Here is a 24,423-nt window from a genome sequence, read left to right on the forward strand (position 1 = left end):
TGACGACCATGACCCAGACTGCACCCCTCGTACGAGCCGAAGGCGTCACCAAGCGCTTCGGCTCGGGGGAGAAGGAGATGGTCGCCCTGAGTGGGTTGAACCTCGAGGTCCAGGAGGGGGAGTTCCTCTCCCTCCTGGGCCCGAGCGGCTGCGGCAAGTCGACCGCCCTGAACATCATGGGCGGCCTGCTCTCCGCGACCGAGGGGACGATCACCTTCAGCGGCGAGCCCATGATCGAGCCCCGCCGCGAGATCGGCATGATGTTCCAGCAGGCCGTCATGTTCCCCTGGCGCACCACGCTCGACAACGTCCTCCTGCCCGTCGAGATCTTCGGCGAGAAGAAGAAGGACTACATCGCCAAGGCCGACGAGCTGCTCGGCATGGTGGGGATCAAGGACTTCCGCGACTCCTACCCCTGGCAGCTCTCCGGCGGCATGCAGCAGCGCGCGGCCCTCTGCCGAGTGCTCCTGCACGACCCCAAGCTCCTCCTGCTCGACGAGCCCTTCGGCGCTCTCGACGAGTTCACGCGCGAGGCCATGAACCAGGAGCTCCTGCGCCTGCAGGCGTACTCCGGCAGCACGGCCGTGCTCGTGACGCACAACATCACCGAGGCGGTCTTCATGTCCGACCGCATCGCCGTCATGAGCGCGCGGCCCGGACGCCTCGTCGGCATCCTCGAGGTGCCCTTCGACCGTCCGCGCACGCCCGACCTCCAGACCACGAACGACTTCGTGAAGCTCGTGGCGGAGGCCCGCCGGATGCTGGAGCTCCAGTGACCGCCACGTCGACGACCATGCCGCCGACCCCGCGCGCATCCGCCCCGCTCGTCGCACGGGAGAGCCTGTGGTCGCGCATCCGGCGCGGCTCGCTCTGGATCTCGATCACGACCGTCGCGATCATGATCCTGCTGTGGGAGGTCATCCCGCAGATCGGCATCGTCAACCGGATCCTCTTCCCCACCTTCAGCGACACGATCCTCGGCTTCGGCCAGCTCGTCAGCGGCGGGNGGTTCGTCATGGGCGTCGCGCTCGGAATCTCGCCCTTCATCCGCACCGCCATCACGCCCTACGCGATCGCCGTGCAGGCGCTCCCGAAGGTCGTGCTCGCCCCGCTGCTGATCGGGTGGCTCGGCTTCGGCTCCGAGAGCAAGATCGCGCTCGCCGTCATCATCTGCTTCTTCCCGGTGTGGATCGACACGATGGTCGGCCTCGCCCTCCCGAACGCCAACGAGTTCAAGCTGATGCAGTCGCTCAAGGCCAGCCGCTGGCAGGTCTTCACGAAGCTCCAGCTGCCCTCGGCGGTGCCCATGATCATGGTCGGCGTCAAGCACGCCCTCCTGCTGGCCTTCACCGGCGTCCTCGTGGCCGAGATCCTCTCCGCCTCCGACGGCGGCCTCGGCAAGCTCGCCAAGGAGTTCGCCAGCCAGCTCAACATGTCCCTGACCTACGCGGTCGTGCTCGTGGTGGTCATCATCGCGGTCGCCCTCGTCTCGCTCGCCGACGTCGTCGAGCGCCGCGTGGTGTTCTGGTCCGAAGAATCCCGAGCGAGGAAGCGATGACGAGAACAGAGGTGATCGCGCAGATCGCGATCGACCAGTCCGAGAAGAAGCGCAAGAAGTTCTCCCCGTACATCGTCACGGTGGGGCTGCTGCCCCTCATCCTCCTGGCCTGGTGGCTCGCGACGACCGTGACGAAGTCGGTCTCGCCGATCCTCCTGCCCACCCCCGAGTCGGTCGTCGCCGCCTTCCCCCGCGTGCTCAGCGCGATGGGATTCGGCGACCAGGTGATCCGCACCCTCCTCGAGATCGCCGGCGGCTTCGTCCTCGGCGCGACCGTCGGCTTCTTCCTCGGCGTGCTGCTGAGCTCCTCGAACCGGCTGCGGACGGCGTACCTGCCGTTCCTGTCCGCGCTCGAGGCCATCCCGACCGTCATCCTCGCGCCGCTCATCATCGCCTGGATCGGCTTCGGCGTCGAGGGCAAGATCCTCCAGGCCGCGATCGCGTGCTTCTACGCGGTGTTCATCACGACGCTGTCCGGCCTCGGCCTCGCCGAGCCGAGCGCGATCAACCTCATGCGCTCGCTCAAGGCGTCGCGCTGGCAGGTCATGACGAAGGTCCGCATCCCGACGGCGCTGCCCGTCATCTTCGGCGGCCTGCAGCTCGGTGCGACGACCGCCATCATCGGCGCGATCGTGTCGGAGTTCATCGGCTCGACCGGCGGCCTGGGCTACCTGATGATCCGCTACCGCGGCGGGTACGACACCGCCGCCTACTGGGTGATCATCTTCCTCTTCCTCGTCATCGGCCTCGTGGTCTACCTCGGCATCTGGTACGCCGAGCGCAAGATCGTGTTCTGGCGCCGCACCGAGATCACGCGACCCGACCTGGAGAAGCAATGACGATCGACATCCACGCCCACGCCGTCCCCGAGGGCTTCATCGCGGCCGCCGCGAGCGAGGTGCCGCAGGTCGCGCCGAAGGTGGTCGAGCGCGACGGGGCCTGGTGGTTCGAGTACCCGGGGGGCCGCATCAGCGGCCCCATCCCCGCCGGCATGTTCGATATCGAGGCGCGCATCGCCGACATGGATGCCGCGGGCGTGACCATGCAGGCCGTCAGCGTCCCCCCTCCCCACTTCAACTACCGGGTCGAGGATGCCGCGGCCGCGACGGCCGCGCGGCTGCACAACGACGCGCTCATCGAGATGGCGACCAGTCACCCCGATCGCTTCGTCGCCCTCGGGCACCTGCCGATGCAGAGCCCCGAGCACGCGATCGCCGAGCTCGAGCGGCTCGCCGCGATCCCGCAGGTCGCGGGCCTCGAGCTCGGAACCAACGTCGCCGGCGTCAATCTCGGCGACCCGCGGCACGAGGACGTCTGGAGGCGCATCGACGAGCTCGGCATGGCGATCGTGCTGCACCCGGGCGCCGACGTCGCCGGCGTCGACCGCATGCACGACCACTACATCCACAACTACGTGGGCAACCCGCTCGACTCGACGATCGCGGCCGCGTCGCTGCTGTTCCAGGGCGTGCTCACCCGCAACGCCGGGCTGCGCTTCGCGCTGCTCCACGGCGGGGGGTTCCTGCCGTACCAGATCGGGCGCTTCGACCACGGCTGGAGCGTGCGACCCGAGTCGCGCGAGCACCTGCCGGTGAAGCCATCCGAGCTGCTCGACCGGTTCTTCTTCGACACGCTCACGCACGACGACGCCTCGCTGCGGTTCCTGCTCGAGCGCGTGGGCGAGGACCGCCTCTGCCTCGGCAGCGACTACCCGTTCGACATGGCCGACCCCGACCCTGTCGGGTCGGTGCGCCGCGCCCTCGCCGACCGGCCGGAGGTGCACGAGGCCATCCTCGAGACCACCCCGCGCGCGCTGCTCACCCGGCAGCCGGGGCGCTGATCGATCAGGGAGCGGTGGCGCTGCTGGTCGGCGCCGCCGTCCTCGTCGGCGCGATGTCGCAGCGCGTCTCGGGCTTCGGCTTCGCGCTCGTCGTCGCGCCCGTGCTCGTCCTTCTCATCGGCCCCTTCGACGGGGTCATGGTCGTCAACATCTGCGGCGCGGTGTCGTCGTCGCTCGTGCTGACGCGGGTCTGGCGGCGCGTCGACTGGCGTCAGTACGCGCGCATCGTCATCCCCGCGCTGCTCGCGATCATCCCCGGGTCGATCGTGAGCGTGCTGCTCGGCGGCCCGTGGCTGCAGATCATCATCGGCGTGATCCTGGTCATCGCGCTCACCATCTCGCTGCGCGTCACGCGTGCCGACCGCGTCTACGCGAACCAGCCCGCCGCCTTCGCCACCGGCTCGGCCTCGGGGTTCATGAGCGCGACCGCGGGCATCAGCGGTCCGCCGATCAGCATCTACGGCATCCTCACGCGCTGGGAGCAGTCGTCGTTCGCGGCGACGCTGCAGCCCTACTTCATCACCCTGGGGGCGACGTCGTTCTTCACCAAGGTCGTCGCCGGCGGGGGGCGGCTGCCCGAGATCGACTGGTGGATCTGGGTCATCGTGATCGCGGGCATCGTCATCGGACTGACCGCGGGCGAGGCGCTCTCGACGCGCGTCAGCACGCGAGCGGCCCGCGGCGCCGTCATCGTGTTCTCCTACCTCGGAGGCGTCGCCGCGATCGTCGACGGGGTCAGCGAGCTGCTCGCCGCTTCCTGAGGTCCCGGATCGCCAGCTGCGCTGCGAGGGCGAGCAGCAGGGCGGCGAACAGGATGCCGCCGACCGACGGCGGGACCAGGAACGCGAGCCACACCCCCGCGATCGAGGCGGGGAGCGCAGGGGCCGCGACGATCGCGGCGTCGCGCACCGACAGCATCCCCGCCTTCAGATTGAGGGACGAGCTGAGGATCGCGGCCGGGATGAGCGCGATGAGCGACGTGCCGCGCGCGAGCAGATCGCCCATGCCGAAGACGGTCATGAGCACGGGCACCGCGATGACGCCGCCGCCGATGCCGAACATGCCCGAGGCGGTGCCCATGACGAGGCCGAGCAGCAGGTAGCCGAACAGGACGCCTGTCGAGAACTCCACCTCGGCGCCGCGCTCGGGGGCGACGAGGACGAGCCGGAGCGCGACGACGAGCATGCCGACGATGAACATCCACAGGAGCCAGCCGACGGGGAGGCGGCGCAGGAGCCAGGTTCCGATCGGCGCGCCGACGAGCGCCCCTCCGCCGACGATGAGCGCCGCGAAGAGGTCGATCTCGCCCTGGATGCCGTAGCCGATCGCGCTCACCGCGGCGATCGGAACGACCGCGAGGAGGGAGGTGGCGGCCGCTCGGCGCTGGTCCATGCCGGCGAGCCACATGAGCAGGGGGACCATGATGAATCCGCCGCCGACGCCGAACATGCCCGAAAGAAGTCCGCCGACTGCGCCGACGAGAAGAAGGGGCAGAATCACTCGCTCCACCCTAGTCGCGCGGCGCGGACGCGCAGGCCGCGGGCGTAAACTCGTCAATCATGACTGAACGCATCGACGTGGCCCTGATCGGCGGGGGCATCATGAGCGCGACCCTCGGCACCCTGCTGCAGCAGCTCGAGCCGGAGTGGGACATCCGGATCTACGAGCGGCTGAGCGATGTCGCGCTCGAGAGCTCCAACCCGTGGAACAACGCCGGCACCGGTCACGCCGCCCTCTGCGAGCTCAACTACACGCCCGAGCGGCCCGACGGCACGATCGACATCGCCAACGCGGTGAAGGTCAACGAGCAGTTCCAGGTGTCGCGGCAGTTCTGGTCGTACCTCGTCGGCGAGGGCCTGCTGCCCGAGCCGAAGGCCTTCCTCAACTCGACCCCGCACATGAGCTTCGTGTGGGGCGAGGCGAACGTCGAGTACCTGCGCAAGCGCTTCGAGGCCCTGAAGGACCACCCGCTGTTCGCGGGCATGGAGTACAGCGAGGACGTCGCGCAGATCCGCGCCTGGGCGCCCCTGCTCATCCCGGGCCGCGCGAAGGATCAGCCGATCGCCGCGACGTTCATGGCCGCGGGCACCGACGTCGACTTCGGGGCGCTCACCCGGCTGCTCGTCGACGGGCTCGTCGCGAACGGGGCGTCGCTGCACCTCGAGCACCGCGTCACGGGGCTGAAGAAGCTGAAGGACGACGCGTGGCGCGTGTCGATGCGCCACGAGGTCGGCGGCACCCCCACCGAGGTGGAGGCGCGCTTCGTGTTCGTCGGCGCGGGCGGCCACGCGCTGCCGCTGCTGCAGAAGAGCGGGATCCCGGAGATCCGCGGCTTCGGCGGCTTCCCGATCAGCGGCGAGTGGCTCCGCAGCGACAACCCCGAGGTCGTCGCCCGGCATCTCGCGAAGGTCTACGGCAAGGCCTCGGTCGGCGCGCCGCCCATGTCGGTGCCGCACCTCGATACGCGCGTCGTCGACGGCGAGACCTCCCTGCTCTTCGGCCCCTACGCCGGGTTCAGCCCCAAGTTCCTGAAGACGGGCTCGTGGCTGGATCTGTTCGCCTCGATCCGCTGGCACAACATCGTGCCGATGCTGCAGGTGGGCCTGCGCAACTTCGACCTCGTGAAGTACCTGCTGGGCGAGCTCACCGCGAGCCGCGAGGACCGCCTGAACGCCCTCCGCGACTTCTACCCGAAGGCGGATGGCCGGGACTGGTACAAGATGGTGGCCGGTCAGCGCGTCCAGGTCATCAAGCGCGACCCCGAGAAGGGCGGAGTGCTGCAGTTCGGCACCGAGGTCGTCGCCTCGGCGGACGGCACGATCGCCGGCCTGCTCGGCGCATCGCCCGGAGCCTCCACGGCGGCCCCCATCATGCTCGAGCTCATCGCTCGCTGCTTCCCCGACCGCGTCCAGGGGTGGGCGCCCGCGCTCTCGCGCATGATCCCGTCGTACGGCGGGAAGGTGAGCGACGACCCCGACGTCGCCGACCGAATCCTCGGCGAGACGGCTGCGACGCTCGCGATCGCGCGCTAGGCGGTCCACTCCGCGCGAGTGCACGCGGGAAGCTGCCGTCACATCGCGCACCCAGCGTCGTCGGGCGGCGGTCGCCGCTAGTTGCGCGCGGCGCCGTCCGACGCGAACACCACGAAGGTGTCGGGCTGGCCGAACGCGTGCTCGCCGAAGGCGTTGTCGACCGCGACCTGCACACGCGAGAGGTCGCCGACTCGCACGAGCGCGATCGCGGCGCCGCCGAACCCTCCGCCCGTCATGCGGGCGCCGATCGCTCCGGCCTGCACGGCCGTCTCGACGGCGAGGTCGAGCTCCGGCACCGAGATCTCGAAGTCGTCGCGCATGCTGCAGTGCGAGGCATCCAGCAGATCGCCGATCGCGGCCGCGCCGCCGCCCGATCGCAGCACCTCGACGGTGTCGAGAACGCGCTGGTTCTCGGTCACGACATGGCGCACGCGCCGGAAGGTGACGTCGTCGAGCAGCTCCTGAGCGCGCGGCAGATCGTCGACCGAGACGTCGCGCAGGGAGGCGGCGCCGAGCACGGCGGCCCCGCGCTCGCACGCCGCGCGGCGCTCTCCGTAGCCGCCCGTCGCGTGCGAGTGCTTCACCCCGGTGTCGATCACGAGGATCGCGAGCTCCGCCTCGGCGAGCCCGAGCGGCACGAGCTCGCTCTCGAGCGTGCGGCAGTCGAGGAAGACCGCGTGGTCGGCGCGCCCCAGCAGCGACGCCGACTGGTCCATGATCCCGGTCGGGGCACCGACGGCGACGTTCTCGGCCCGCTGGCCGACGCGGGCGAGCGTGGGGCGGTCGAGGCCCAGCCGCCAGACGTCGTTGAGCGCGAGCGCGACCGCCGACTCGATCGCCGCCGATGACGAGAGCCCCGCCCCGAGCGGCACGTCCGAGTCGATGAACAGGTCGAGGCCCGGCACGGCCGACAGGTCGGCGCCGAACTCGCTGAACGCCCACACGACCCCGAGCGGGTACGCCGGCCAGCCGCTCAGCACCGACGGCGCGAGGTCCGACAGCGCGATCTCGACCACATCGTCGGCGATCGTCGACGCGACGCGGACGACCCGGTCATCCCGCAGCCCGACGGCGACGACCGTGCGCCGGTCGATCGCGAACGGCAGCACGAAGCCCTCGTTGTAGTCGGTGTGCTCGCCGATGAGGTTGACGCGGCCCGGAGCCGACCAGAGCCCCTCGGGCTCGCGTCCGAAGAGCTCGGTGAAGCCGGCGCGGGTGTCGTCGCGGATGTCGGTGCTCAACTCTGATCTGCCTTCTCGATCGCCGCGCGCAGGACGGCGGCCTGCGCTTCGGGGGCCACATCGCCGATGAAGGCGCCCATGGCGGCCTCCGACCCGGCGAGGTACTTCAGTCTGTCAGCGGCGCGGCGCGGGCTCGTCACCTGGAGCATCAGGCGCACGGCATCCCGCCCCTCGTTCACGGGCGCCTGGTGCCAGGCCGCGATGTACGGCGTCGGGGAGTCGTAGACGGCGTCCAGCCCGCGCAGCAGGCGGCGGTAGAGCGGCGCGAGGTCGTCGCGCTCCTCGTCGGTCAGCCCGGCGAGGTCGGGCACGTGCCGGTGCGGCAGGAGGTGGATCTCGAGCGGCCAGCGCGCGGCGAACGGCACGAAGGCGGTGAAGTGCTCGGTGCGGGCGAGCACGCGCGGGCCCGCCTGCTCGGTCTCCAGGATCCGCCCGAAGAGGTCGGGCCCGACAGTCTCGATCGAGCGCAGCAGCGTCGACGTCCGCGGCGTGATGAAGGGGTACGCGTAGATCTGCCCGTGCGGGTGGGGCAGGGTCACCCCGATCTCCTGCCCGCGGTTCTCGAAGACGAAGACCTGCTCGATTCCGGGCATGCGCGACAGGGCCTCGGTGCGCTGCGCCCACGCCTCGATGACGGTGCGCGCGCGGCTGACGGTCTGCGAGCCGAACGAGCCCTCGTGGTCGGGGGCGAAGCACACGACCTCGCAGCGGCCGACGCTCGCGCGCGTGCGCTCGAGGCCGATCGCGCGCAGGTCGGCGAGGCCCGCGGGCGCCTCGGGGTGCTGCAGGTCGGGCCCGAAGCTCGGCGAGCGGTTCTCGAAGACGGCGACGTCGTAGTTCGACGGGATCTCGCTCGGGTTGGCGGCGCTCTGCGGCGCGAGCGGGTCCTGATCGGCGGGCGGCAGGAACACCCGGTTCTGCCGGTTGCTCGCGATCGACACCCACTCGCCGGTCAGGACGTCCTGCCGCATGCGGGCGGTGTCGGGCCGCGGGTCGAGCAGGCGCGCATCGATCGAGCGCTCGGACCCGAGGGTCGAGTCCGCGTCGTCGAAGTAGATGAGCTCGCGGCCGTCGGCGAGCGTCGTGGGGCGCATGGTGATGGGCACGCTCCATGCTACGAACCTCGCCTTGCGCTTTCACAAGCCGTACGCTTTCGATATCGACGACTTCCGAAAGCCCGACTGAGACGACGAGGATGCCCGTGGCCGACTCCGCCCCGTTGCGCCGCGAGCGCATGGCCGCCTCCATCGCCCGGCGCGGGTTCGCCCGCGTCACCGACCTGGCCCGCGAGCTCGGCGTGAGCGAGGTCACGGTGCGCACCGACCTCGCCGCGCTCGAGGGCGACGGCCGCATCGCGCGCGTCCACGGCGGGGCGATGCCGAAGGGCCTCGTCGCCGAGCGCGAGTCGAGCCTCGAGCAGTCGCGCGCCCGGCTCACCCGGGCAAAGGAGGCGATCGCGGCGGCCGCTGCCGAGCAGGTGCGCTCGGGCGAGAGCGTGCTGCTCGACGTCGGGTCCACGACCCTCGCGGTGGCCCACGCCCTCGTCGCGCGCGCCGACCTGAGCGAGCTCGTCGTCGTGACGAACGGGCTCGCCATCGCGCTCGCGCTCGAGCCGGCCATCCCCCGCTTCACGGTCGTCGTCACGGGAGGCACGGTGCGCTCGCTGCAGCACTCGCTCGTGAACCCGCTCGCGACGACGCTGCTCGACGACGTGCGCGCCGACCTCGCGATCCTCGGCGCGACGGGCGTCCACGTCGAGCACGGCGTCACGAACGTCAACCTGCCCGAGGCGGAGGTCAAGCGTCGCATGGTCGCGAGCGCCGCCCGGCGCCTGCTCGTCGCCGACTCGAGCAAGATCGGCCAGGCGCACCTGGGCCGCGTGGCGCACCTCGACGAGATCGACGAGCTCATCACCGACACCGGTCTCGATGAGGGGGATGCCGCGGCTCTCGATGCGGCCGGGCTGCGAGTGAGAGCGGTCCCGCCCCGACGCCGCTGAGGCCGCGCGCCGGAGCCGCCCGGCGTTAGTCTGGCGACGTGACCCGCATCGCAGCCCCCACCGGTGAGCAGTTCCACCTCCGCCACGACGGCGCCCACGGCACCGTCGAGGCGACCATCACGGAGGTCGCGGCCGCCTTGCGGCTGCTCTCGGTCGACGGGCACGCGCTCGTTCAGGGCTTCCCCCGCGAGTCGACCCCGCCGTTCGGGCACGGCATCGTGCTCGCCCCCTGGCCGAACCGCGTGCGCGACGGCCGCTGGGTGCACGAGGGGACGGCGCTGCAGCTCGACATCACGGAGGTCGAGCGGAGCAACGCCATCCACGGCCTGCTGCGCAACACCCCGTACCGCGTCGTCGAGAAGTGGGACGACTCGGTGACGCTGGGCGCGGCGATCGTCCCGCAGCACGGCTGGCCCTTCCATCTCTGGACGACCGTCCAGTACGCGCTGACCGGCAACGGGATCCGCGTCACGCACTCGGCGACCAACATCGGAACCCACGCCGCCCCGATCGCGTTCGGCGCGCACCCCTTCCTCGCGGTGGGCGACCACCCGGTCGACGAGCTCACGATCACCGCACGCACGGTCGAGCACGTCATCGTCGACGACCGCCTGAACCCCGATGGCCTCGAGCCGGTCGCGGGGACGCTCTTCGACCTGAGCGACGGCGTCGCGGTGAAGGACGCCCGCTTCGACGACGCCTGGCGCGTCGAGCCCGACGGCGACGGGATCATCCGCACGGTGCTCTCGGCGCCCGACGGCACCGAGACGGAGCTGTGGCAGGGTCGCGAGTGGGAGTGGCTGCAGGTCTTCGTCACCCGCATCTTCCCCGGGGCGCACGGCCAGCAGACCGGGATCGCGGTCGAGCCGATGACGGCTCCCGCCGACGCGCTCAACTCGGGCATCGGACTGCGCTGGCTGCAGCCCGGCGAGTCGTGGTCGGGCAGCTGGGGGATCTGCCGGCCCGCGTAGGGCATCCGTCGCCTCGTCGTCGGTGAGGCGGCCCCGTTAAGTGGGGGCACCGGCGCGGTATCGAGGATGCCCGGCGCCTGGTTGGATGAGATCCAGATCGACCGCGCCATCCATCGGGGGAGTGGGCCGGAGGTCGGACTCGGAGTCTCGCATGACCAGCACCGTCAAGATCATCATCGCCGCCGTCGCCGGAGTCGCCGCGATCGTCGTTCTTCTCATCATGGCGCCGGCGATCGGCGACAGCGTCAGCGGCGGCCAGGCGCAGATCGCCGGCGCCGACGGGGCCGCCGTGGAGTTCCCGGTCAACGAGCGCGGCGAGACCTACGGCAGCGCCAACGGCAGCCAGGTCCCCGACCTTCTCGCGGCGCCCACCGACGACGGCCAGATCGGCTACGTGCGCGTGAGCGAGCTCGAGCTGGCGCGCAACGTCGCCGGCTCGCTCGAGTCGGGCGAGCGCGTGGTCGACGTGTACGCGAGCGACGGCGAGACGATCATCGGCGCCTTCACCGTGACGAAGGACATGCCCGGCCCCCGCGCCGGTACCGAGGACTGAGCGGTGGGCCCCGTGGGGCTCGAACCCACGACCCGCGGATTAAAAGTCCGCTGCTCTACCGACTGAGCTAGAGGCCCGCAGTACGAATCTACCGCGCGCCGGGGTGCGCTGCGGCGGTGGCGGGGCGTCCAGACCGCGCGAGTACCGTGGATCGCATGGCCGATCGACACCACCGACCCGTGCGCGTGCCGAGCGCGCACTTCGAGGCCTACGAGGGCGGGCTCGACCCCGCAGTGACCCTGCGCATCGCGCACGACAGCGCGCGCGCTCTCGTGCACCGCGTGCGCGCGAGCGACGACCCCGACCTCATCGAGCGCATGGTGGCCTACACCGACGAGCACGGTCTCGACACGCTCGCCGAGCTCTGGTCGCGCGCCGGCGCCCGCTCGCTGCCGGGCGCCCTATGGCGACTGTCGCTGTTACGGGCCCTCATCCGCGCCGACCCCGCGGGCACCGCGCTGCTCTTCCAGCGCGGGAGCGAGGTGCTCGCGACCGCCGACGTCGTCGTCGCCGGCGCCGAGGCACCCACCGGCCCGGACCAGATCCGCGACCTCGCCGACGCCGTGCTGCGCGGCGCCTACGTCGGCGACTTCGCCGTCGCCCTCGAGCGCGCCGCCGCGTTCTGCCGCACCGCCGCCGCGGGAGCCGCCGACCTCGCCGACGACGCCGACGACGCCGTCGACGACGCGCGAGCCGCCGAACTCACGACGCGCGCCGCGCGGCTCGCGGCGTCGGCTCGCGACTTCGCCGCGTGCGCGCGGCTGGAGCGCGCCGGCGACCTCGACTAGCGCGAACCGGGACGCGCCGCTCCTCGGTCGGGATCGAGGCCGATGCGCAACTCAGGAATCGCTCGTCTCTTCGACCCCGCCGTGCCTGCGATGACGGGCATGCGCGTCTGCGGTTCCTGAGTTGCGCATGCTGGGTCCGAGGGCACCCGCCGCGCGCCGAGAACGGAGGCCCCGCTGGTCGCCGGGCCGAACCTGGACGCTCGCGGAATGCCGCGGCCGACCCCGCCGTTACACTCGACAGTGCCGGTCCGCAGTAACCCCGGGCTCCAACTTCAGCCGCTTCGAGCGGCCACGCGCCGAGAGGCGTTCTGCGGGCCGGCACTTCTGTGCCCGGATGCTGCGCTCGACCATCCCGTCGCCCGAGCGGCCCGCCGAACCTGAGAGTCAGCCGAACTCGGCCCGAATGCGCAAACCCTCGGGCCGAGGGTGCCGAACCCCTTGCATGTCACCCACCACTCGGACCCTCCGCCCCGGGCGAGCACGCCTCGCCGGCCTGCTGATGATCCCTGCGGCTCTGCTCGTGCTCTCGGGATGCGCCGCACCGGCGCCGACCGAGGGCGCTCCAGGGCAGCAGAGCGAATCAGCTCCGGCCGACGAGTCGCTCGCACCGGGAGAGAACGAGGTGATCACGATCGGGCTGAAGTTCATGCCCGAGACGATCACGGTCCCCGTCGGCACCACGGTCACGTGGCGCAACGGCGAGACCATCGGGCACACGATCACCTCGGGTGCCTGGGGCGACGTCAACGAGAGCACGGGTCTCCGTGGCTCCCAGACGGCCGACGGCCTCTTCGATCACGCGCTCGCGCCGAAGGGGCAGGAGGGCGACACGTTCACCTTCACCTTCGACGAGGCAGGCGAGTACCCGTACTTCTGCCAGCCGCACCTGACCATGAACGCCATGGTCATCGTCGAGGGCTGAGGCGCGAGCCGCACGACCGCACGTTCCGCTACCGCACACCACACAACCAAGGAGCACTCCATGCGCAAGACCATCGCATTCGCCGGCCTCGGCCTCGCCGCGGCCCTCGTCCTCTCCGGCTGCTCGGCTCCCGCCGAGGAGGCCGCCGAGGAGCCCATGACCTCCGAGGAGGCCGAGGCGCCCATGATCGACACCGTCAACAGCGACGGCTCGAACCTCCGCGCGCAGCTCACCGCGCTGCTCGCCGACCACGTGTACCTCGCCGGTGCCGCGATCGACCAGGCGCTGCAGGACGGCGGAGACCTCACCACCGAGCAGGTCGGCGCCGCCGTCGCCGCGCTCGACGAGAACTCGGTCGAGGTCGCCGCGCTCGTCGGCTCCGCCTACCCCGACGCCGAGCAGCCGTTCCTCGACTCGTGGCGCTCGCACATCCCGTTCTTCGTGAACTACACGGTCGCGAAGGCCACGGGCGACCAGGCCGGCGTCGACCAGGCCGTCTCCGACCTCAACGGCTACGCCGTGTCGTTCGGTCAGCTGATCAACTCGGTCGTCCCGGAGCTGCCCGCTGAGGCCGTCCAGGCCGAGCTCGAGATGCACGCCGTCTCGCTGCTTGCCGCGATCGACGCCAACATCGCGAACGACCCGGCCTACTTCGACCTCCTCAAGGAGGCCGCGAGCCACATGCCGATGACCGCGAACGCGCTCGCCGGCGGCATCGCCACCAACCTCGAGCTCCAGTAGTCATCGAGATCCTGCAGTAACTGCACCGCCTCGGCCGGTGGAGGGCGCCCCCAGGCACCTCCACCGGCCGTTCTCGTTCCGCACCTCCGCAGCACCTCCGCAGCACCTCCGCAGCACCTCCGCATCGTCACCGCACCGAAGGGCCCGCTCATGCGCTACTTCCGCTGGATCGCCACCGGCCTCCTCGCCGTCGCCCTCGTCATCAACGCCGTGATCCACCTCCGGCTCGCCGCCCCCTTCGACGCGATCGCGGGCACGATCGTCACGCAGGGCGACCTCTTCCGCATCCAGGCCGCGGCCAACCTCGTCGCGGTCGCGGTGGTCGTCATCGCGCGGCATCGATGGGCGGATGCCCTCGCCCTCGTCATCGCCGCCGGCGGGGCCGCGCTCATCATCGTCACGGCCCTCGTCCCGCTCGATCTGACCGCGATCGGACTGCCGCTGCTCTTCGAGCCGGCCTTCTACCCGGACAAGACGACGGCCCTCGTCGCCCAGCTCGTCGCGGCGCTCGCCGCGACCGCGCTCCTGGCCCTGCGCCGGCGGCCGACGTCATGACCCTGCTCGCCGCCCGCCCGCGCCGCGATCGCGGGCCCGCCGCGCATCGCACGCGACCGGCGCGCGCGCCGCGGGATCAGCGTCCACCTGGAATGCTGGTACTCGTGAGTACCGATTCCGAGGCCGAGCGCGACCCGCTCGCCTCCCCCGACGCGGCGAACGCGCTCCTGCAGCGCGTGGCGACCGGCGACCAGCGGGCCTTCAGCGACCTGTACGACCTGACCGCCTCGCGCATGCTGGGCCTCGTGCGGCACGTCCTGAAGGACCACTCCCAGTCGGAGGAGGTCGTTCAGGAAGTGATGCTCGAGATCTGGCAAACCGCAGCCCGGTTCGATCCGAATAAGGGGAAAGCGGTGACCTGGATGCTCACCATGGCCCATCGCCGAGCGATCGATCGCGTGCGCAGCGCGCAGTCGAGTCGTGACCGCGATACGAAGGTGGGCATCCGCGATCTGGACCGGGAGTTCGATTCGGTCTCGGAGAGCGTGGAGATCCGCGTGGAGCACGACCGAGTGGAGAAGGCATTGTCTCGACTGACCGACCTGCAGCGACAGGCCGTCGAGCTCGCCTACTACGGCGGCTACTCGCACAGCGAGGTGGCCGAGATGCTGAGCGTGCCGATCGGCACGGTCAAGACACGATTGCGCGATGGCATGATCCGCCTGCGCGAAGAAATGGGGGTGGCATCGTGAGCCGCTCTGAATCCCACGACCCGATCGACCTGCGGCGCCTCGGCGCCGGCGCGGCCGACACCGACGTCGAGGCCGAGTTCGACTACGCCGAGTTCGGCGACGTCGCGACGGAGCTCGCGCTCGCGCTGCCTCCCGTGTCTCCCTCGCCCGACCTGAAGGCGCGGCTGATGTCGCAGGTCGCCGTGACCCCGCAGCTCCCGGCCCAGGCCGTCGAGCCCGCCCCGACCGCGGGCCTCTCACCCGTGCCGAGCCTCGCCCCCGCGGCGTCCTCGGCGACGGATGCCCGGCCCGCCTCGCCCGCCGAGCAGCGCGCGAGCGCCCGCTGGTTCACGCGCACCTCCGCGACCCTCGTCGCGGCGGCGGCCGCCGTCGCCCTGTTCTTCGGGGGAGTCGTCTCCGCGAACCTCTTCCAGCCCGGCGACGACGCGGCGCAGCAGCTCGCCGCGATCGTCGCGGCGCCCGACGTGCAGACCGTGGCGGCCCCCGTGTCCGACGGCGGCAGCGCGACGCTCGTGAGCTCGGAGTCGCTCGGCCTCTCGGCGATGGTCTTCGAGGGCCTGCCCGAGCTGAGCGACGACGAGGCCTACGCCCTCTGGTACATCACCGACGGTCAGCCGACCCCGGCCGGCCTCTTCACGGTCGATGCCGACGGCCAGGTCGTGCAGGTGCTCGACGGCGCGTTCGAGGCCGGCACGATCGTCGGCGTGACCGTCGAGCCGAGCACGGGCAGCCCCGCCCCGACGACGACGCCCATCGTGGCGATCCCGACGCAGGCGTAGCCCGCACCGCGCACGCAGCAGCACGACGGGCCCGGGAGGATCTCCCGGGCCCGTCGTCGTGTGCGCGGCGTCCGACTACCCGAACTTGCCGGAGACGTAGTCCTCGGTCGCCTTGACGCTGGGGTTGGAGAAGATCACGCGGGTGTCGTCGTACTCGATGAGCTTCCCGGGCTGGCCGGTGCCGGCGATGTTGAAGAACGCCGTGCGGTCGCTCACGCGCGACGCCTGCTGCATGTTGTGGGTGACGATGACGATCGTGTACTCGAGCTTGAGCTCCTCGATGAGGTCCTCGATCGCGAGGGTCGAGATCGGGTCGAGCGCCGAGCAGGGCTCGTCCATGAGGATCACCTCGGGCTCGACGGCGATCGCCCGCGCGATGCAGAGGCGCTGCTGCTGACCGCCGGAGAGGCCGGAGCCGGGGCGGTCGAGGCGGTCCTTGACCTCGTTCCAGAGGTTGGCGCCCTGGAGCGACTTCTCGACGAGGTCGTCGGCGTCCGACTTGGAGATCCGGCGGTTGTTGAGGGTGACGCCGGCGAGCACGTTGTCGCGGATCGACATCGTCGGGAAGGGGTTGGGGCGCTGGAACACCATGCCCACCTGGCGGCGCACGAGCACGGGGTCGACGCCGGGGCCGTAGAGGTTGTCGCCGTCGACGAGCACCTCGCCCTCGACGTACGCGCCGGGGATCACCTCGTGCATGCGGTTGAGCGTGCGGATGAAGGTCGACTTGCCGCACCCCGACGGGCCGATGAAGGCGGTCACGCTCCGGGGCTCGATGGTCATGGTGATGTCCTCCACGGCCTTGAACTTGCCGTAGTAGACGTTGAGGTCGTTGACTTCGATGCGCTTGGACACGGTGCGAGGGCTTCCTATCCGGTGGGGTGGCTCAGCGGCCGAGCTTCGGAGCGAACTGGCGGGCGACGAGGCGGGCGATGAGGTTGAGCAGCATGACGATCAGGATCAGCGTGAGCGCTCCGGCCCACGCGCGATCGAGGTAGGCCTGCGCGTCGGTGCCCTGGGCCACGTAGGAGGTGTAGACGAAGACCGGCAGCGACTGCATGCGGCCCTCCGTCAGGTCGTAGTTGAGGTTGTTGGTGAATCCGGCGGCGATCAGCAGCGGTGCGGTCTCGCCGATCACGCGAGCGATCGAGAGCATGATGCCGGTCGTGATCCCGGCGATGGAGGTCGGGAGGACGACCTTGACGATCATGAGCCACTTCGGCACGCCGAGCGCGAACGCGGCCTCGCGCAGCTCGTTCGGGACGAGCCGCAGCATCTCCTCCGAGGACCGCACGACCACGGGGATCATGAGGACGGCGAGAGCCATCGCGCCCGCGAGTCCGAGGCGCTCGCCCGGCCCGAGCAGCGCGCTGAACACGGCGTAGGCGAACAGGCCGGCCACGATCGAGGGGATGCCCGTCATGACGTCCACGAAGAACGTGATCGCCCGCGCGAGGCGGCCCCGGCCGTACTCCACGAGGTAGATCGAGGCCATCAGGCCGATGGGGATCGAGATGACAGCCGCGGTGCCCGTCATGAGGAGGGTGCCGACGATCGCGTGGATGGCGCCGCCTCCCTCGCCGACGATGCTGCGCATCGAGTAGGTGAAGAACTCGAGGTCGAACCGGGGCAGGCCGTTGGTGATGACGGTGAAGACGAGCGAGATGAGCGGCAGCAGCGCGATCACGAACGCCAGGGTGACGAGTGTCGTGACGAAGCGGTCGGTCGCCCGCCGCTGGCCTTCCACGAGTCGAGCGATCGCGACGATGACGATCGTGTAGGCGACCATGCCGATGAAGACGGTGCCGACGATGTTGAACTCGGCGATGGGCGCGCCCGCCCCGAGCAGTGCGAAGACGGCGGCGGAGGCGGCGAGGCAGGCGGCGAGCACCCACCACGGGGCGGCTCTCGGCAGTCGGCCGGAGGCGAAGGAGTTGGACTCGTCGGTGCGGATCGCGGTGGTCGCGGTCATCAGTTGGCTCCGGAGAAGTCTTTGCGGCGATTGACGACGACGCGCGCGATGGCGTTGACGACGAGGGNGAAGGACAGCGCGATGTTCGCGGCGATCGTGGAGGGGTTGATCGAGCTGATGAGGTTCACGGTGATGACGCCGGTCGCGGAGAGCACCATCGCGACCGCCATCGTCTCGCCGAGCGCGCGGCCGAGGCCGAGCATGACGGCGGAGATGATGCCGGGGCGGCCGAAGGGGAGGACGGTCATCCGGATCATCTCCCAGCGCGTCGCGCCGAGCGCGAGCGCGGCCTCCTCGTGCAGCACGGGCGTCTGCAGGAAGACCTCGCGGCAGAGCGCCGTGATGATCGGCAGGATCATGACGGCGAGGACGATGCCCGCGGTGAGGACGGTCCGGCCGGTTCCCGAGGGAGGTCCGGCGAAGAGCGGGATGAAGGAGAGGTTCTCCCACAGCCAGGTGTAGACGGGCTGGATGGCGGGAGCGAGAACGTTGCCGCCCCAGAGGCCGAAGACCACGGAGGGCACCGCGGCGAGCAGGTCGATGACGTAGCCCAGCCCCTCGGCGAGCCGCCGGGGAGCGTAGTGCGAGATGAAGAGCGCGATGCCGAGGGAGACGGGCACGGCGAGCACGAGGGCGATCAGGGCCGCCCAGACGGTGCCGAAGACGAGCGGGACGACGTACTCGAGGAAGGTGTCGCCGCCGAGGATGCTCAGCTGGTCGGCGGGCACGGTGACCGCGGGAACGCTCTGGATCACCAGGAACGCCGCCACGAGGGCGAGGGTCGCGAGGATCAGGGATCCGGCGAGGACGGCGGAGCCGGCGAAGACGCGGTCGCCGGGGCGCTGCTTGGCTGCGATTCTGGGCGGGGTTCCCAGTGCGGTCATCGGAGAGTGTCCTCGCTCGGGGCGCTGCGTGACGCGGGGGCGGATGGTGCTGCCGGGGGAATTCCCCTGGACAGTCTGCCGGGCGCGGGTGCCTCGCACAATGCGAGAGGCGCCCGCGCCCGGCAGGAGTGATGTGGAACTAGCCGATCAGCTCGACCGCGGCGGTCGCGCGCTCACGGAGCGTGTCCGAGATGGGCGCCGAACCGGCGGCCTCGGCGGCGGCCTGCTGGCCCTCCTCCGAGATGATGTAGCTGAAGTACGCCGACACGAGCTCGGCGTCGGCGGCGTCCTGGTACTCGACGCAGCCGATGAGGTAGCTCACGAGGACGACCGGGTACACGCCCGAGGCGTCGGTCGCGCGGTCGAGCTCGATGGCGAGGTCGCCCTCGGTCCGGCCCTCGACGAACGGCGAGGCGTCGACGACGGCGGCAGCGGCCTCCGGCGAGAACGGAACGTACTCGTCGCCGACCTTCACCGCGACGGTGCCGAGGTCGCCGGCGCGCGACGCGTCGGCGTAGCCGATGGTGCCGGTGCCGTTGGTGACGGCGTCGACGACGCCGGAGGTGCCCTGAGCGGCCTCGCCGGACTCGAACGGCCACACGCCGTCGGGCTCGGCGGTCCAGACGTCGCCCGCCGCCTCGAAGAGGTAGCCGGTGAAGTTCTCGGTCGTGCCCGAGTCATCCGCGCGGTGGACGGGCGTGATCGCGAGGTCGGGGAGCTCGACGCCCTCGTTCTGCGACGCGATGGCCTCGTCGTTCCAGTTGGTGATCGTGCCCGCGAAGATGCCCGCGATGGTGGCCGGGTCGAGGTTGAGGGAGTCGACGCCCTCGAGGTTGAAGATGACGGCGATCGGCGACACGTAGGCGGGGATCTCCACGATGCCCGACTCGGGCACGCAGCGGCCGAACTCGCCCGCGGCGATCTCCTCGTCGTTGAACGCGCGGTCGGAGCCGGCGAAGGCCGACCCGCCCGCGATGAAGGTGTCGCGTCCGGCGCCGGAGCCCGAGGGGTCGTACTCGACGGTGACCTCGGGGTTGGCGTCCTGGAATGCGGCGACCCAGGCCTCCTGGGCCGACTGCTGCGAGGAGGCGCCCGCGCCGACGAGGGTGCCCTCGAGCGACGGTGCGCCCTCGGTCTCCTCCGGCGCGGCGCCGCCGGTCTCGTTGGCGGCGCATCCGCTCAGCACGATGGCGCTGGCGGCGATGAGAGCGGTGAAGCCGCTCGCACGCGTGATGTTCACTGTGTTCCCTTCGGGGATCGGTGACGGGTTCTGCGCGGCGCAAGGGATGCCGCACGAGGACCGACGCTACGAAGCGCTGGTGTCCACCGTCGCCTTCGTCGGTGAACGGAAGGTGAACGAGCGGGGAACGCTAGAGCCCCGAGGAGTGCGTCTCGACCGCCACGAGCCAGGGGGTCTCGCTCTCGAGCGAGAAGTGCAGCACCGAGAACTCGCCCGTGCCGAGGGCGGCGCTGCGCCGCAGGTCGCGCGTGATCGTCGCGCCGCCGAGGGATGCCGCGGCCTCGATGATCTGCGGGATGACCGGGCCGTGCGAGCACATGACGACCGACTGGCGCTTGGCGATCCGCTTGGCCACGGCGGCGCTCACGCGGGCGCCGTCGCCCGTCCACGCGTCCTGGCTGAGCGTCGCCGACGCCTTGACGTCGAGGCCCGTGATCGCGGCGGTCGGTCCGATCGTCGAGAGGCAGCGGGCCGCGGTCGACGAGACGAGCCGCTCCGGGCCGTACGCGGCGATGCCCCCGGCGACCGACAGCGACTGCTCGATGCCGCGGTGCAGCAGCGGCCGGGTGTGATCGGGGCCGTCCCACTGCTCGTGCGGCGTGGCCTTGCCGTGGCGCAGCACGACGAGCGCGAAGGTGCGCGCGTGACCGGCCTCGACCTGCGCGGCGAAGCGGTCGAGCACGTCGGCGTCGTGCTCGTAGGTGAGGTGCTTGGCGGCCTTCGCGATCGGCAGCCACTCGAGGGCGAGGATCTCGCCGTTGGCCTCGTAGCTGTGCCGCTCGGCGGCGCCTGGGTCGACCTCGGCCGACCAGTAGTGCACGATCTTCGGGCGCCCGTTCGGCAGCGTGTACTCGACCGAGCCCAGCGGGGCGCCGAGGTCGACGTCGAACCCGGTCTCCTCCTGGATCTCGCGCACCGCGGTCTGCGGCAGCGTCTCGCCCGGGTCGACCTTCCCCTTGGGGATCGTGACGTCCTTGTGCTGCGTGCGGTGGACGAGCAGCACCCGCACCTTCCCGTCGACGAGCTTCCACACGACGGCGCCGGCCGCGACGACCGTGTCGGTCGCGAGCTCGGGCCGGGCATCCGTCGGGGTCATCGGGCGCCGCCGAGCCGTCGGCGTGCGGTCACGGTGGCCATGACCACATTCTGCATGTCGGCGAGGGCGCGGCCCTTCTCGTCGCGGTGCCGGCGCTGCCATTCGCCGTCGGGCTGCAGCGTCCAGGCGCTCGTCGCCTCGCTCATCGACAGGTCGAAGAGCGCGTCGATCTGGGCGAGGTGCACGGGGTCGGTGAGGCGCACGAGCACCTCGATGCGGCGGTCGAGGTTGCGGTGCATCATGTCGGCGCTGCCGATCCACACGTTCGGCTCGCCGCCGTTGCGGAAGGAGAAGATGCGCGAGTGCTCGAGGTAGCGGCCGAGCACGCTGCGCACGCGGATGTTCTCGCTCGCCCCCTCGAGCCCGGGCACGAGCGCGCAGATGCCGCGCACGACGATGTCGACCGGTACTCCGGCGTTGCTGGCCCGGTAGAGCGCGTCGATGATCGCCTCGTCGACGAGCGAGTTCACCTTGATGCGGATGCCCGACTCGCGCCCCTCCTTCGCGGCCTTGATCTCGCCGCTGATGCCGCGCAGCAGCCCGCGGCGCAGGTAGCGCGGCGCGACGAGCAGGCGCTTGTACTTCTTCTCGATGGCGTAGCCGGAGAGCTCGTTGAACAGCCGCGTGAGGTCCTTGCCCACCTGCTGGTCGGCGGTGAAGAGCCCGAGGTCCTCGTAGATGCGGCTGGTCTTGGGGTTGTAGTTGCCGGTGCCGACGTGCGAGTAGTACTTCAGCTCGCCGTTCTTCTCCTGGCGCACGACGAGCGCGAGCTTGCAGTGGGTCTTGAGGCCGACGAGGCCGTAGACGACGTGCACGCCGGCCTTCTCGAGCTTGCGCGCCCACTCGATGTTGTTCTGCTCGTCGAAGCGCGCCTTGATCTCGACGAGCGCGAGCACGGCCTTGCCCGCTTCGGCGGCGTCGATGAGCGCCTCGACGATGGGGCTGTCGCCGCTCGTGCGGTAGAGCGTCTGCTTGATGGCGAGCACGTTCGGGTCGCGCGCGGCCTGCTCGAGGAAGGCCTGGACGCTCGTCGCGAACGACTCGTAGGGGTGGTGGACGAGCACGTCGGAGCGTCCGATCGCGCGGAAGAGGTCGGGCGTCGCGTTCGGTTCGATCGGCTGCAGCTGCAGCGGGGTGACGGGCACGTGCTTGGGGTACTTCAGGTGCGGGCGGTCGATCTTGGAGATCTCGAACAGCCCCCCGAGGTCGAGCGGCGCCGGCAGGCGGTAGACCTCCTGCTCGGTGATGCCGAGCTCGCGCACGAGCAGGCCGAGCGTCAGGTCGTCCATGTCGTCGGTGATCTCGAGGCGGATGGGCGGGCCGAAGCGCCGACGGAGGAGCTCGCGCTCGAGGGCCTGGATGAGGTTCTCGGTCTCGTCCTCCTCGATCTCGACGTCCTCGTTGCGGGTGACGCGGAACTCGTGGTGCTCGAGGATCTCCATGCCGGGGAAGAGCTCGCCGAGGTGGTTCGAGATGAGGTCCTCGAGCGTGAGGAAGCGCTGCAGCCCCGAGCCGTCGTCCGGCAGCGGCACGAAGCGCGGCAGCACCTGCGGCACCTTCAGGCGCGCGAACTCGACCTTCTCCGTCTTCGGGTTGCGCACGCGCACCGAGAGGTTGAGCGAGAGCCCCGAGATGTAGGGGAAGGGGTGGGCGGGGTCGACCGCGAGGGGCATGAGGACGGGGAAGATCTGCTTCGAGAACGTCTGATCGACCTGGATGCGGTCGGCCTCGTCGAGGTCCGCCCAGTTCTCGATGTGGATGCCCGCATCGTCGAGCTCGGGCTTCACGAGGCTGTGGAAGCAGAGGGCGTGCCGGTGCTGCATCTCGAGGGCCGTCCGATTGATGTCGGCGAGGACATCCGCCGGCGCCCGCCCGATGTTGGTCGGCACGGCGAGTCCGGTGACGATGCGCCGCTTGAGGCCCGCGACGCGGACCATGAAGAACTCATCGAGGTTCGAGGCGAAGATCGCGAGGAAGTTGACGCGCTCCAGCAGCGGGACGGACGGGTCCTCCGCCAGCTCGAGCACCCGCTGGTTGAAGCGCAGCCAGCTCAGCTCGCGGTCGAGGTACCGCTCGACGGGCAGCGTGCCGTCGTCGACGCTCGTGGTCTCGTCCCAGTCGTCGAGGAAGTCGCCCCCGACGCCCCCATCGACCTGGTAGCTCGAATCGGTGCGGTACTCCTCGTCCTGCATGGGCACATCATGCCAGGGCGGGATGCCCGGCCGGGGTTCCGCGTCGTCGCTCAGTCGGCGGGCCGGGGCGACGGTTCGTCGCCGACGACCTCGCCCGGCGCGACCGCCGTGTCGGCGGGGTCGTGCTGCGCGCGGCTCGCGGCGAGGAACGGGATCGCGACCGTCGAGATGATTCCGCCCCACAGCAGCGAGAATCCGTAGCCGCCGACGTCGGCCGCGCGGCCGAGGGCGGGTTGGATGGCGACGCCGCCCGCGCTGCCGAGGAGCGAGTGGAACGAGAGCACGGTCGCGCGCTGCGCCGAGGGGATCATGTCGTTGAGGTAGGCGCGCTGCGCCGGCTGGCCGATCGACGAGGCGATGCCCCACGCCGCGAGCAGCGCGATCGCGACCCACAGCTCGCGGACGAAGAAGAACGCGACGAGCACCGCCGCGGAGGTCGCGGCCGACACGAGCAGGAGGGTCGTGCGGCGGCGGACCAGTCGGCGGACGACCGGCGCGAGCGCTCCGCCCGCGATCGAGGCGCCGGAGATGACGGCGGCCGCGAGGCCCGCGAGCGCGTATGCCCCGTCATCCCCGCCGAGCTCGAGCAGGTAGGGCTGCAGCGCGTAGAAGGCGTAGATGCCGACGCCCGTCGTGAACGGCGAGGCGATCATGAGCCAGCGGATGGGCGGCCGCCCGAGCCCGTGCCGCACCGACGAGCGCATGACGTCGCGCACCGCGGCCATCGGCGTCGCTCCGCGGACGGGCGTGAAGCCGAGGTCGCGCATGAGCACGGCCGCGATCACGAGCATCGCCACGAGCACGCCCGCGCGCACGAGGAACGGCACGCCGAGGTCGGTCGCCTGGGCGATGACGCCGCCGGCGACCGAGCCCGTGAGCATCGCGACGCCCGCGACGACCTGCGCGCGGCCGAAGACGGTCTCGAGCGCGCCGCGGTAGCCGGTCGCGCGCAGGGCGTCGACGAGCCACGCGTCGACGGCGCCGGAGAAGAACGTGAAGCCGAGACCGAGCAGCACCGAGACGATCGCCCACGCCCAGAACGGCGCCTGCTGCACCCACATCACCCAGTAGGCGAAGGTCGTGATGGCGAGGGTGAGTGTGCCGAGCAGGTACGAGGCGCGGCGGCCGAGCGTGTCGGCGACGACTCCGGTCGGGATCTCGAAGATCACCATGCCCGCGGTGAAGAACGCATTGGCCGCGAACGCCTCGAGGTTGGTGAGCCCGGCGTCGAGCAGGAAGAGCGTGTTGATGCCCCAGATGAACGACGCCGCGAGCGTGCTGCCGAGCGTGAGCGCGTAGTACGTCCCCTCGACGCGGCGCGGAGTCGGGCGGTTCATGGTGCGATGCTACGCCCGTCGATAGACTGTC

The 24,423-nt window shown here is 70.9% G+C and carries 25 protein-coding genes, 1 tRNA gene and 1 pseudogene; 16 read left to right on the top strand and 11 right to left on the bottom strand.

What is annotated here, in order from left to right; genetic code table 11:
* The first annotated feature begins 8 nt into the window (after positions 1–8).
* The 6 genes from ASG83_RS06530 (at position 9) to ASG83_RS06550 (ending at position 4,159) form a co-directional block, all read left to right on the top strand.
* Positions 9–776 carry an ABC transporter ATP-binding protein gene (locus ASG83_RS06530; protein ID WP_055859424.1) on the top strand — a complete coding sequence of 256 codons (768 nt, stop codon included), beginning with the start codon at positions 9–11 and terminating at the stop codon, positions 774–776.
* Positions 773–1,006: hypothetical protein (locus ASG83_RS13175; protein ID WP_235460050.1), on the top strand; the 234-nt coding region annotated here is incomplete at its 3' end. The genes ASG83_RS06530 and ASG83_RS13175, both read left to right, overlap by 4 nt.
* Before the next feature lie 9 nt (positions 1,007–1,015).
* Positions 1,016–1,558: an ABC transporter permease gene (locus ASG83_RS13405; RefSeq protein ID WP_369813387.1), complete on the top strand. Its 543-nt coding sequence runs from the start codon at positions 1,016–1,018 to the stop codon at positions 1,556–1,558.
* Entirely contained in the window at positions 1,555–2,397 is an 843-nt protein-coding gene (locus ASG83_RS06540) for an ABC transporter permease (protein ID WP_082514769.1), read from the top strand. The genes ASG83_RS13405 and ASG83_RS06540 overlap by 4 nt, the downstream gene beginning before the upstream one ends.
* Positions 2,394–3,398, top strand: a complete 1,005-nt coding sequence (locus tag ASG83_RS06545; RefSeq protein WP_055858341.1) for an amidohydrolase family protein — start codon at positions 2,394–2,396, stop codon at positions 3,396–3,398. Before ASG83_RS06540 ends, ASG83_RS06545 begins: the two co-directional genes overlap by 4 nt.
* A 14-nt stretch (positions 3,399–3,412) precedes the next feature.
* The gene (locus ASG83_RS06550; protein WP_235451351.1) at positions 3,413–4,159 is read left to right on the top strand and encodes a sulfite exporter TauE/SafE family protein; all 747 of its coding nucleotides are present in this window, start codon (positions 3,413–3,415) and stop codon (positions 4,157–4,159) included.
* On the opposite strand, the gene ASG83_RS06555 is transcribed toward ASG83_RS06550, so the two are convergent.
* Complete coding sequence (locus tag ASG83_RS06555; protein WP_055858344.1) at positions 4,134–4,898, bottom strand: sulfite exporter TauE/SafE family protein; 765 nt, start codon at positions 4,896–4,898, stop codon at positions 4,134–4,136. The two genes, ASG83_RS06550 and ASG83_RS06555, sit on opposite strands and share 26 nt — an antisense overlap.
* A 59-nt stretch (positions 4,899–4,957) precedes the next feature.
* On the opposite strand from ASG83_RS06555, the gene ASG83_RS06560 reads away from it, so the two are divergent.
* On the top strand, positions 4,958–6,430 hold the full coding sequence (locus ASG83_RS06560) for a malate:quinone oxidoreductase (protein ID WP_055858347.1): 1,473 nt from the start codon (positions 4,958–4,960) through the stop codon (positions 6,428–6,430).
* 77 nt (positions 6,431–6,507) lie between these two features.
* Here the strand turns inward: ASG83_RS06560 and galK are convergent, their stop codons facing one another.
* Positions 6,508–7,671, bottom strand: a complete 1,164-nt coding sequence (gene galK, locus ASG83_RS06565) for a galactokinase (protein WP_055858350.1) — start codon at positions 7,669–7,671, stop codon at positions 6,508–6,510.
* Complete coding sequence (gene galT, locus ASG83_RS06570; RefSeq protein WP_082599152.1) at positions 7,668–8,765, bottom strand: galactose-1-phosphate uridylyltransferase; 1,098 nt, start codon at positions 8,763–8,765, stop codon at positions 7,668–7,670. Before galT ends, galK begins: the two co-directional genes overlap by 4 nt.
* Positions 8,766–8,866: 101 nt before the next feature.
* On the opposite strand from galT, the gene ASG83_RS06575 reads away from it, so the two are divergent.
* From ASG83_RS06575 to ASG83_RS06585, 3 genes are all read left to right on the top strand, one after another.
* On the top strand, positions 8,867–9,670 hold the full coding sequence (locus ASG83_RS06575) for a DeoR/GlpR family DNA-binding transcription regulator (protein WP_055858357.1): 804 nt from the start codon (positions 8,867–8,869) through the stop codon (positions 9,668–9,670).
* A 38-nt stretch (positions 9,671–9,708) separates the two neighbouring features.
* Positions 9,709–10,641 (top strand): aldose 1-epimerase family protein, encoded by a 933-nt coding sequence (locus ASG83_RS06580; RefSeq protein WP_055858359.1) that lies wholly within the window; start codon positions 9,709–9,711, stop codon positions 10,639–10,641.
* A 151-nt stretch (positions 10,642–10,792) separates the two neighbouring features.
* A complete protein-coding gene (locus ASG83_RS06585; protein WP_055858362.1) occupies positions 10,793–11,194 on the top strand; it encodes a hypothetical protein in 402 nt (133 codons plus the stop codon).
* Between the two features lie 4 nt (positions 11,195–11,198).
* On the opposite strand, the gene ASG83_RS06590 is transcribed toward ASG83_RS06585, so the two are convergent.
* A tRNA-Lys gene (locus tag ASG83_RS06590) sits at positions 11,199–11,271 on the bottom strand.
* Between the two features lie 78 nt (positions 11,272–11,349).
* Between ASG83_RS06590 and ASG83_RS06595 the strand changes: the two genes are divergently transcribed.
* The 6 genes from ASG83_RS06595 to ASG83_RS06620 all read left to right on the top strand — a co-directional run bounded on the left by ASG83_RS06595 (position 11,350) and on the right by ASG83_RS06620 (position 15,671).
* The gene (locus ASG83_RS06595; RefSeq protein WP_055858364.1) at positions 11,350–11,982 is read left to right on the top strand and encodes a hypothetical protein; all 633 of its coding nucleotides are present in this window, start codon (positions 11,350–11,352) and stop codon (positions 11,980–11,982) included.
* A 442-nt stretch (positions 11,983–12,424) separates the two neighbouring features.
* Positions 12,425–12,904 (top strand): plastocyanin/azurin family copper-binding protein, encoded by a 480-nt coding sequence (locus ASG83_RS06600; RefSeq protein WP_055858367.1) that lies wholly within the window; start codon positions 12,425–12,427, stop codon positions 12,902–12,904.
* Between the two features lie 60 nt (positions 12,905–12,964).
* Complete coding sequence (locus tag ASG83_RS06605) at positions 12,965–13,645, top strand: hypothetical protein (protein WP_055858371.1); 681 nt, start codon at positions 12,965–12,967, stop codon at positions 13,643–13,645.
* A 150-nt stretch (positions 13,646–13,795) separates the two neighbouring features.
* A complete protein-coding gene (locus tag ASG83_RS06610) occupies positions 13,796–14,200 on the top strand; it encodes a hypothetical protein (protein WP_055858374.1) in 405 nt (134 codons plus the stop codon).
* A 92-nt stretch (positions 14,201–14,292) separates the two neighbouring features.
* Positions 14,293–14,892: a sigma-70 family RNA polymerase sigma factor gene (locus tag ASG83_RS06615; protein ID WP_055858377.1), complete on the top strand. Its 600-nt coding sequence runs from the start codon at positions 14,293–14,295 to the stop codon at positions 14,890–14,892.
* Positions 14,889–15,671 carry an anti-sigma factor gene (locus tag ASG83_RS06620; RefSeq protein WP_055858380.1) on the top strand — a complete coding sequence of 261 codons (783 nt, stop codon included), beginning with the start codon at positions 14,889–14,891 and terminating at the stop codon, positions 15,669–15,671. Before ASG83_RS06615 ends, ASG83_RS06620 begins: the two co-directional genes overlap by 4 nt.
* Before the next feature lie 75 nt (positions 15,672–15,746).
* On the opposite strand, the gene pstB is transcribed toward ASG83_RS06620, so the two are convergent.
* The 7 genes and pseudogenes from pstB to ASG83_RS06655 all read right to left on the bottom strand — a co-directional run bounded on the left by pstB (position 15,747) and on the right by ASG83_RS06655 (position 24,392).
* A complete protein-coding gene (gene pstB / locus ASG83_RS06625; protein WP_055858382.1) occupies positions 15,747–16,526 on the bottom strand; it encodes a phosphate ABC transporter ATP-binding protein PstB in 780 nt (259 codons plus the stop codon).
* A gap of 31 nt (positions 16,527–16,557) precedes the next feature.
* A complete protein-coding gene (pstA, locus tag ASG83_RS06630) occupies positions 16,558–17,643 on the bottom strand; it encodes a phosphate ABC transporter permease PstA (RefSeq protein ID WP_055858386.1) in 1,086 nt (361 codons plus the stop codon).
* A 68-nt stretch (positions 17,644–17,711) separates the two neighbouring features.
* Positions 17,712–18,527: pseudogene (gene pstC, locus ASG83_RS06635) on the bottom strand (phosphate ABC transporter permease subunit PstC); the annotation flags it as partial.
* A gap of 139 nt (positions 18,528–18,666) precedes the next feature.
* Entirely contained in the window at positions 18,667–19,767 is a 1,101-nt protein-coding gene (locus ASG83_RS06640; protein WP_055858391.1) for a phosphate ABC transporter substrate-binding protein PstS, read from the bottom strand.
* 130 nt (positions 19,768–19,897) lie between these two features.
* A complete protein-coding gene (locus tag ASG83_RS06645; protein WP_055858393.1) occupies positions 19,898–20,863 on the bottom strand; it encodes an NUDIX domain-containing protein in 966 nt (321 codons plus the stop codon).
* Entirely contained in the window at positions 20,860–23,055 is a 2,196-nt protein-coding gene (locus ASG83_RS06650; protein WP_055858396.1) for an RNA degradosome polyphosphate kinase, read from the bottom strand. The genes ASG83_RS06645 and ASG83_RS06650 overlap by 4 nt, the downstream gene beginning before the upstream one ends.
* A 50-nt stretch (positions 23,056–23,105) precedes the next feature.
* Positions 23,106–24,392 (bottom strand): MFS transporter, encoded by a 1,287-nt coding sequence (locus ASG83_RS06655; RefSeq protein WP_055858399.1) that lies wholly within the window; start codon positions 24,390–24,392, stop codon positions 23,106–23,108.
* Positions 24,393–24,423: the final 31 nt, after the last annotated feature.

Origin of the sequence: Yonghaparkia sp. Soil809, from assembly GCF_001429705.1 — a bacterium.
Taxonomy (GTDB): Bacteria; Actinomycetota; Actinomycetes; order Actinomycetales; family Microbacteriaceae; genus Microcella.

What these genes read in the sequence shown, in the direction of transcription:
- ASG83_RS06560 (WP_055858347.1), top strand. Translation starts at nt 4,958, where the DNA reads ATGACTGAACGCATCGACGTGGCCCTGATCGGCGGGGGCATCATGAGC.
- ASG83_RS06645 (WP_055858393.1), bottom strand. Translation starts at nt 20,863, where the DNA reads ATGACCCCGACGGATGCCCGGCCCGAGCTCGCGACCGACACGGTCGTC.
- ASG83_RS06595 (WP_055858364.1), top strand. Translation starts at nt 11,350, where the DNA reads ATGGCCGATCGACACCACCGACCCGTGCGCGTGCCGAGCGCGCACTTC.
- ASG83_RS06655 (WP_055858399.1), bottom strand. Translation starts at nt 24,392, where the DNA reads ATGAACCGCCCGACTCCGCGCCGCGTCGAGGGGACGTACTACGCGCTC.
- ASG83_RS13405 (WP_369813387.1), top strand. Translation starts at nt 1,016, where the DNA reads ATGGGCGTCGCGCTCGGAATCTCGCCCTTCATCCGCACCGCCATCACG.
- galT (WP_082599152.1), bottom strand. Translation starts at nt 8,765, where the DNA reads ATGCGCCCCACGACGCTCGCCGACGGCCGCGAGCTCATCTACTTCGAC.
- ASG83_RS06610 (WP_055858374.1), top strand. Translation starts at nt 13,796, where the DNA reads ATGCGCTACTTCCGCTGGATCGCCACCGGCCTCCTCGCCGTCGCCCTC.
- pstA (WP_055858386.1), bottom strand. Translation starts at nt 17,643, where the DNA reads ATGACCGCGACCACCGCGATCCGCACCGACGAGTCCAACTCCTTCGCC.
- ASG83_RS06575 (WP_055858357.1), top strand. Translation starts at nt 8,867, where the DNA reads ATGCCCGTGGCCGACTCCGCCCCGTTGCGCCGCGAGCGCATGGCCGCC.
- ASG83_RS06650 (WP_055858396.1), bottom strand. Translation starts at nt 23,055, where the DNA reads ATGCAGGACGAGGAGTACCGCACCGATTCGAGCTACCAGGTCGATGGG.
- ASG83_RS06585 (WP_055858362.1), top strand. Translation starts at nt 10,793, where the DNA reads ATGACCAGCACCGTCAAGATCATCATCGCCGCCGTCGCCGGAGTCGCC.
- ASG83_RS06540 (WP_082514769.1), top strand. Translation starts at nt 1,555, where the DNA reads ATGACGAGAACAGAGGTGATCGCGCAGATCGCGATCGACCAGTCCGAG.
- ASG83_RS06545 (WP_055858341.1), top strand. Translation starts at nt 2,394, where the DNA reads ATGACGATCGACATCCACGCCCACGCCGTCCCCGAGGGCTTCATCGCG.
- ASG83_RS06530 (WP_055859424.1), top strand. Translation starts at nt 9, where the DNA reads ATGACCCAGACTGCACCCCTCGTACGAGCCGAAGGCGTCACCAAGCGC.
- ASG83_RS06605 (WP_055858371.1), top strand. Translation starts at nt 12,965, where the DNA reads ATGCGCAAGACCATCGCATTCGCCGGCCTCGGCCTCGCCGCGGCCCTC.
- ASG83_RS06600 (WP_055858367.1), top strand. Translation starts at nt 12,425, where the DNA reads ATGTCACCCACCACTCGGACCCTCCGCCCCGGGCGAGCACGCCTCGCC.
- ASG83_RS06615 (WP_055858377.1), top strand. Translation starts at nt 14,293, where the DNA reads ATGCTGGTACTCGTGAGTACCGATTCCGAGGCCGAGCGCGACCCGCTC.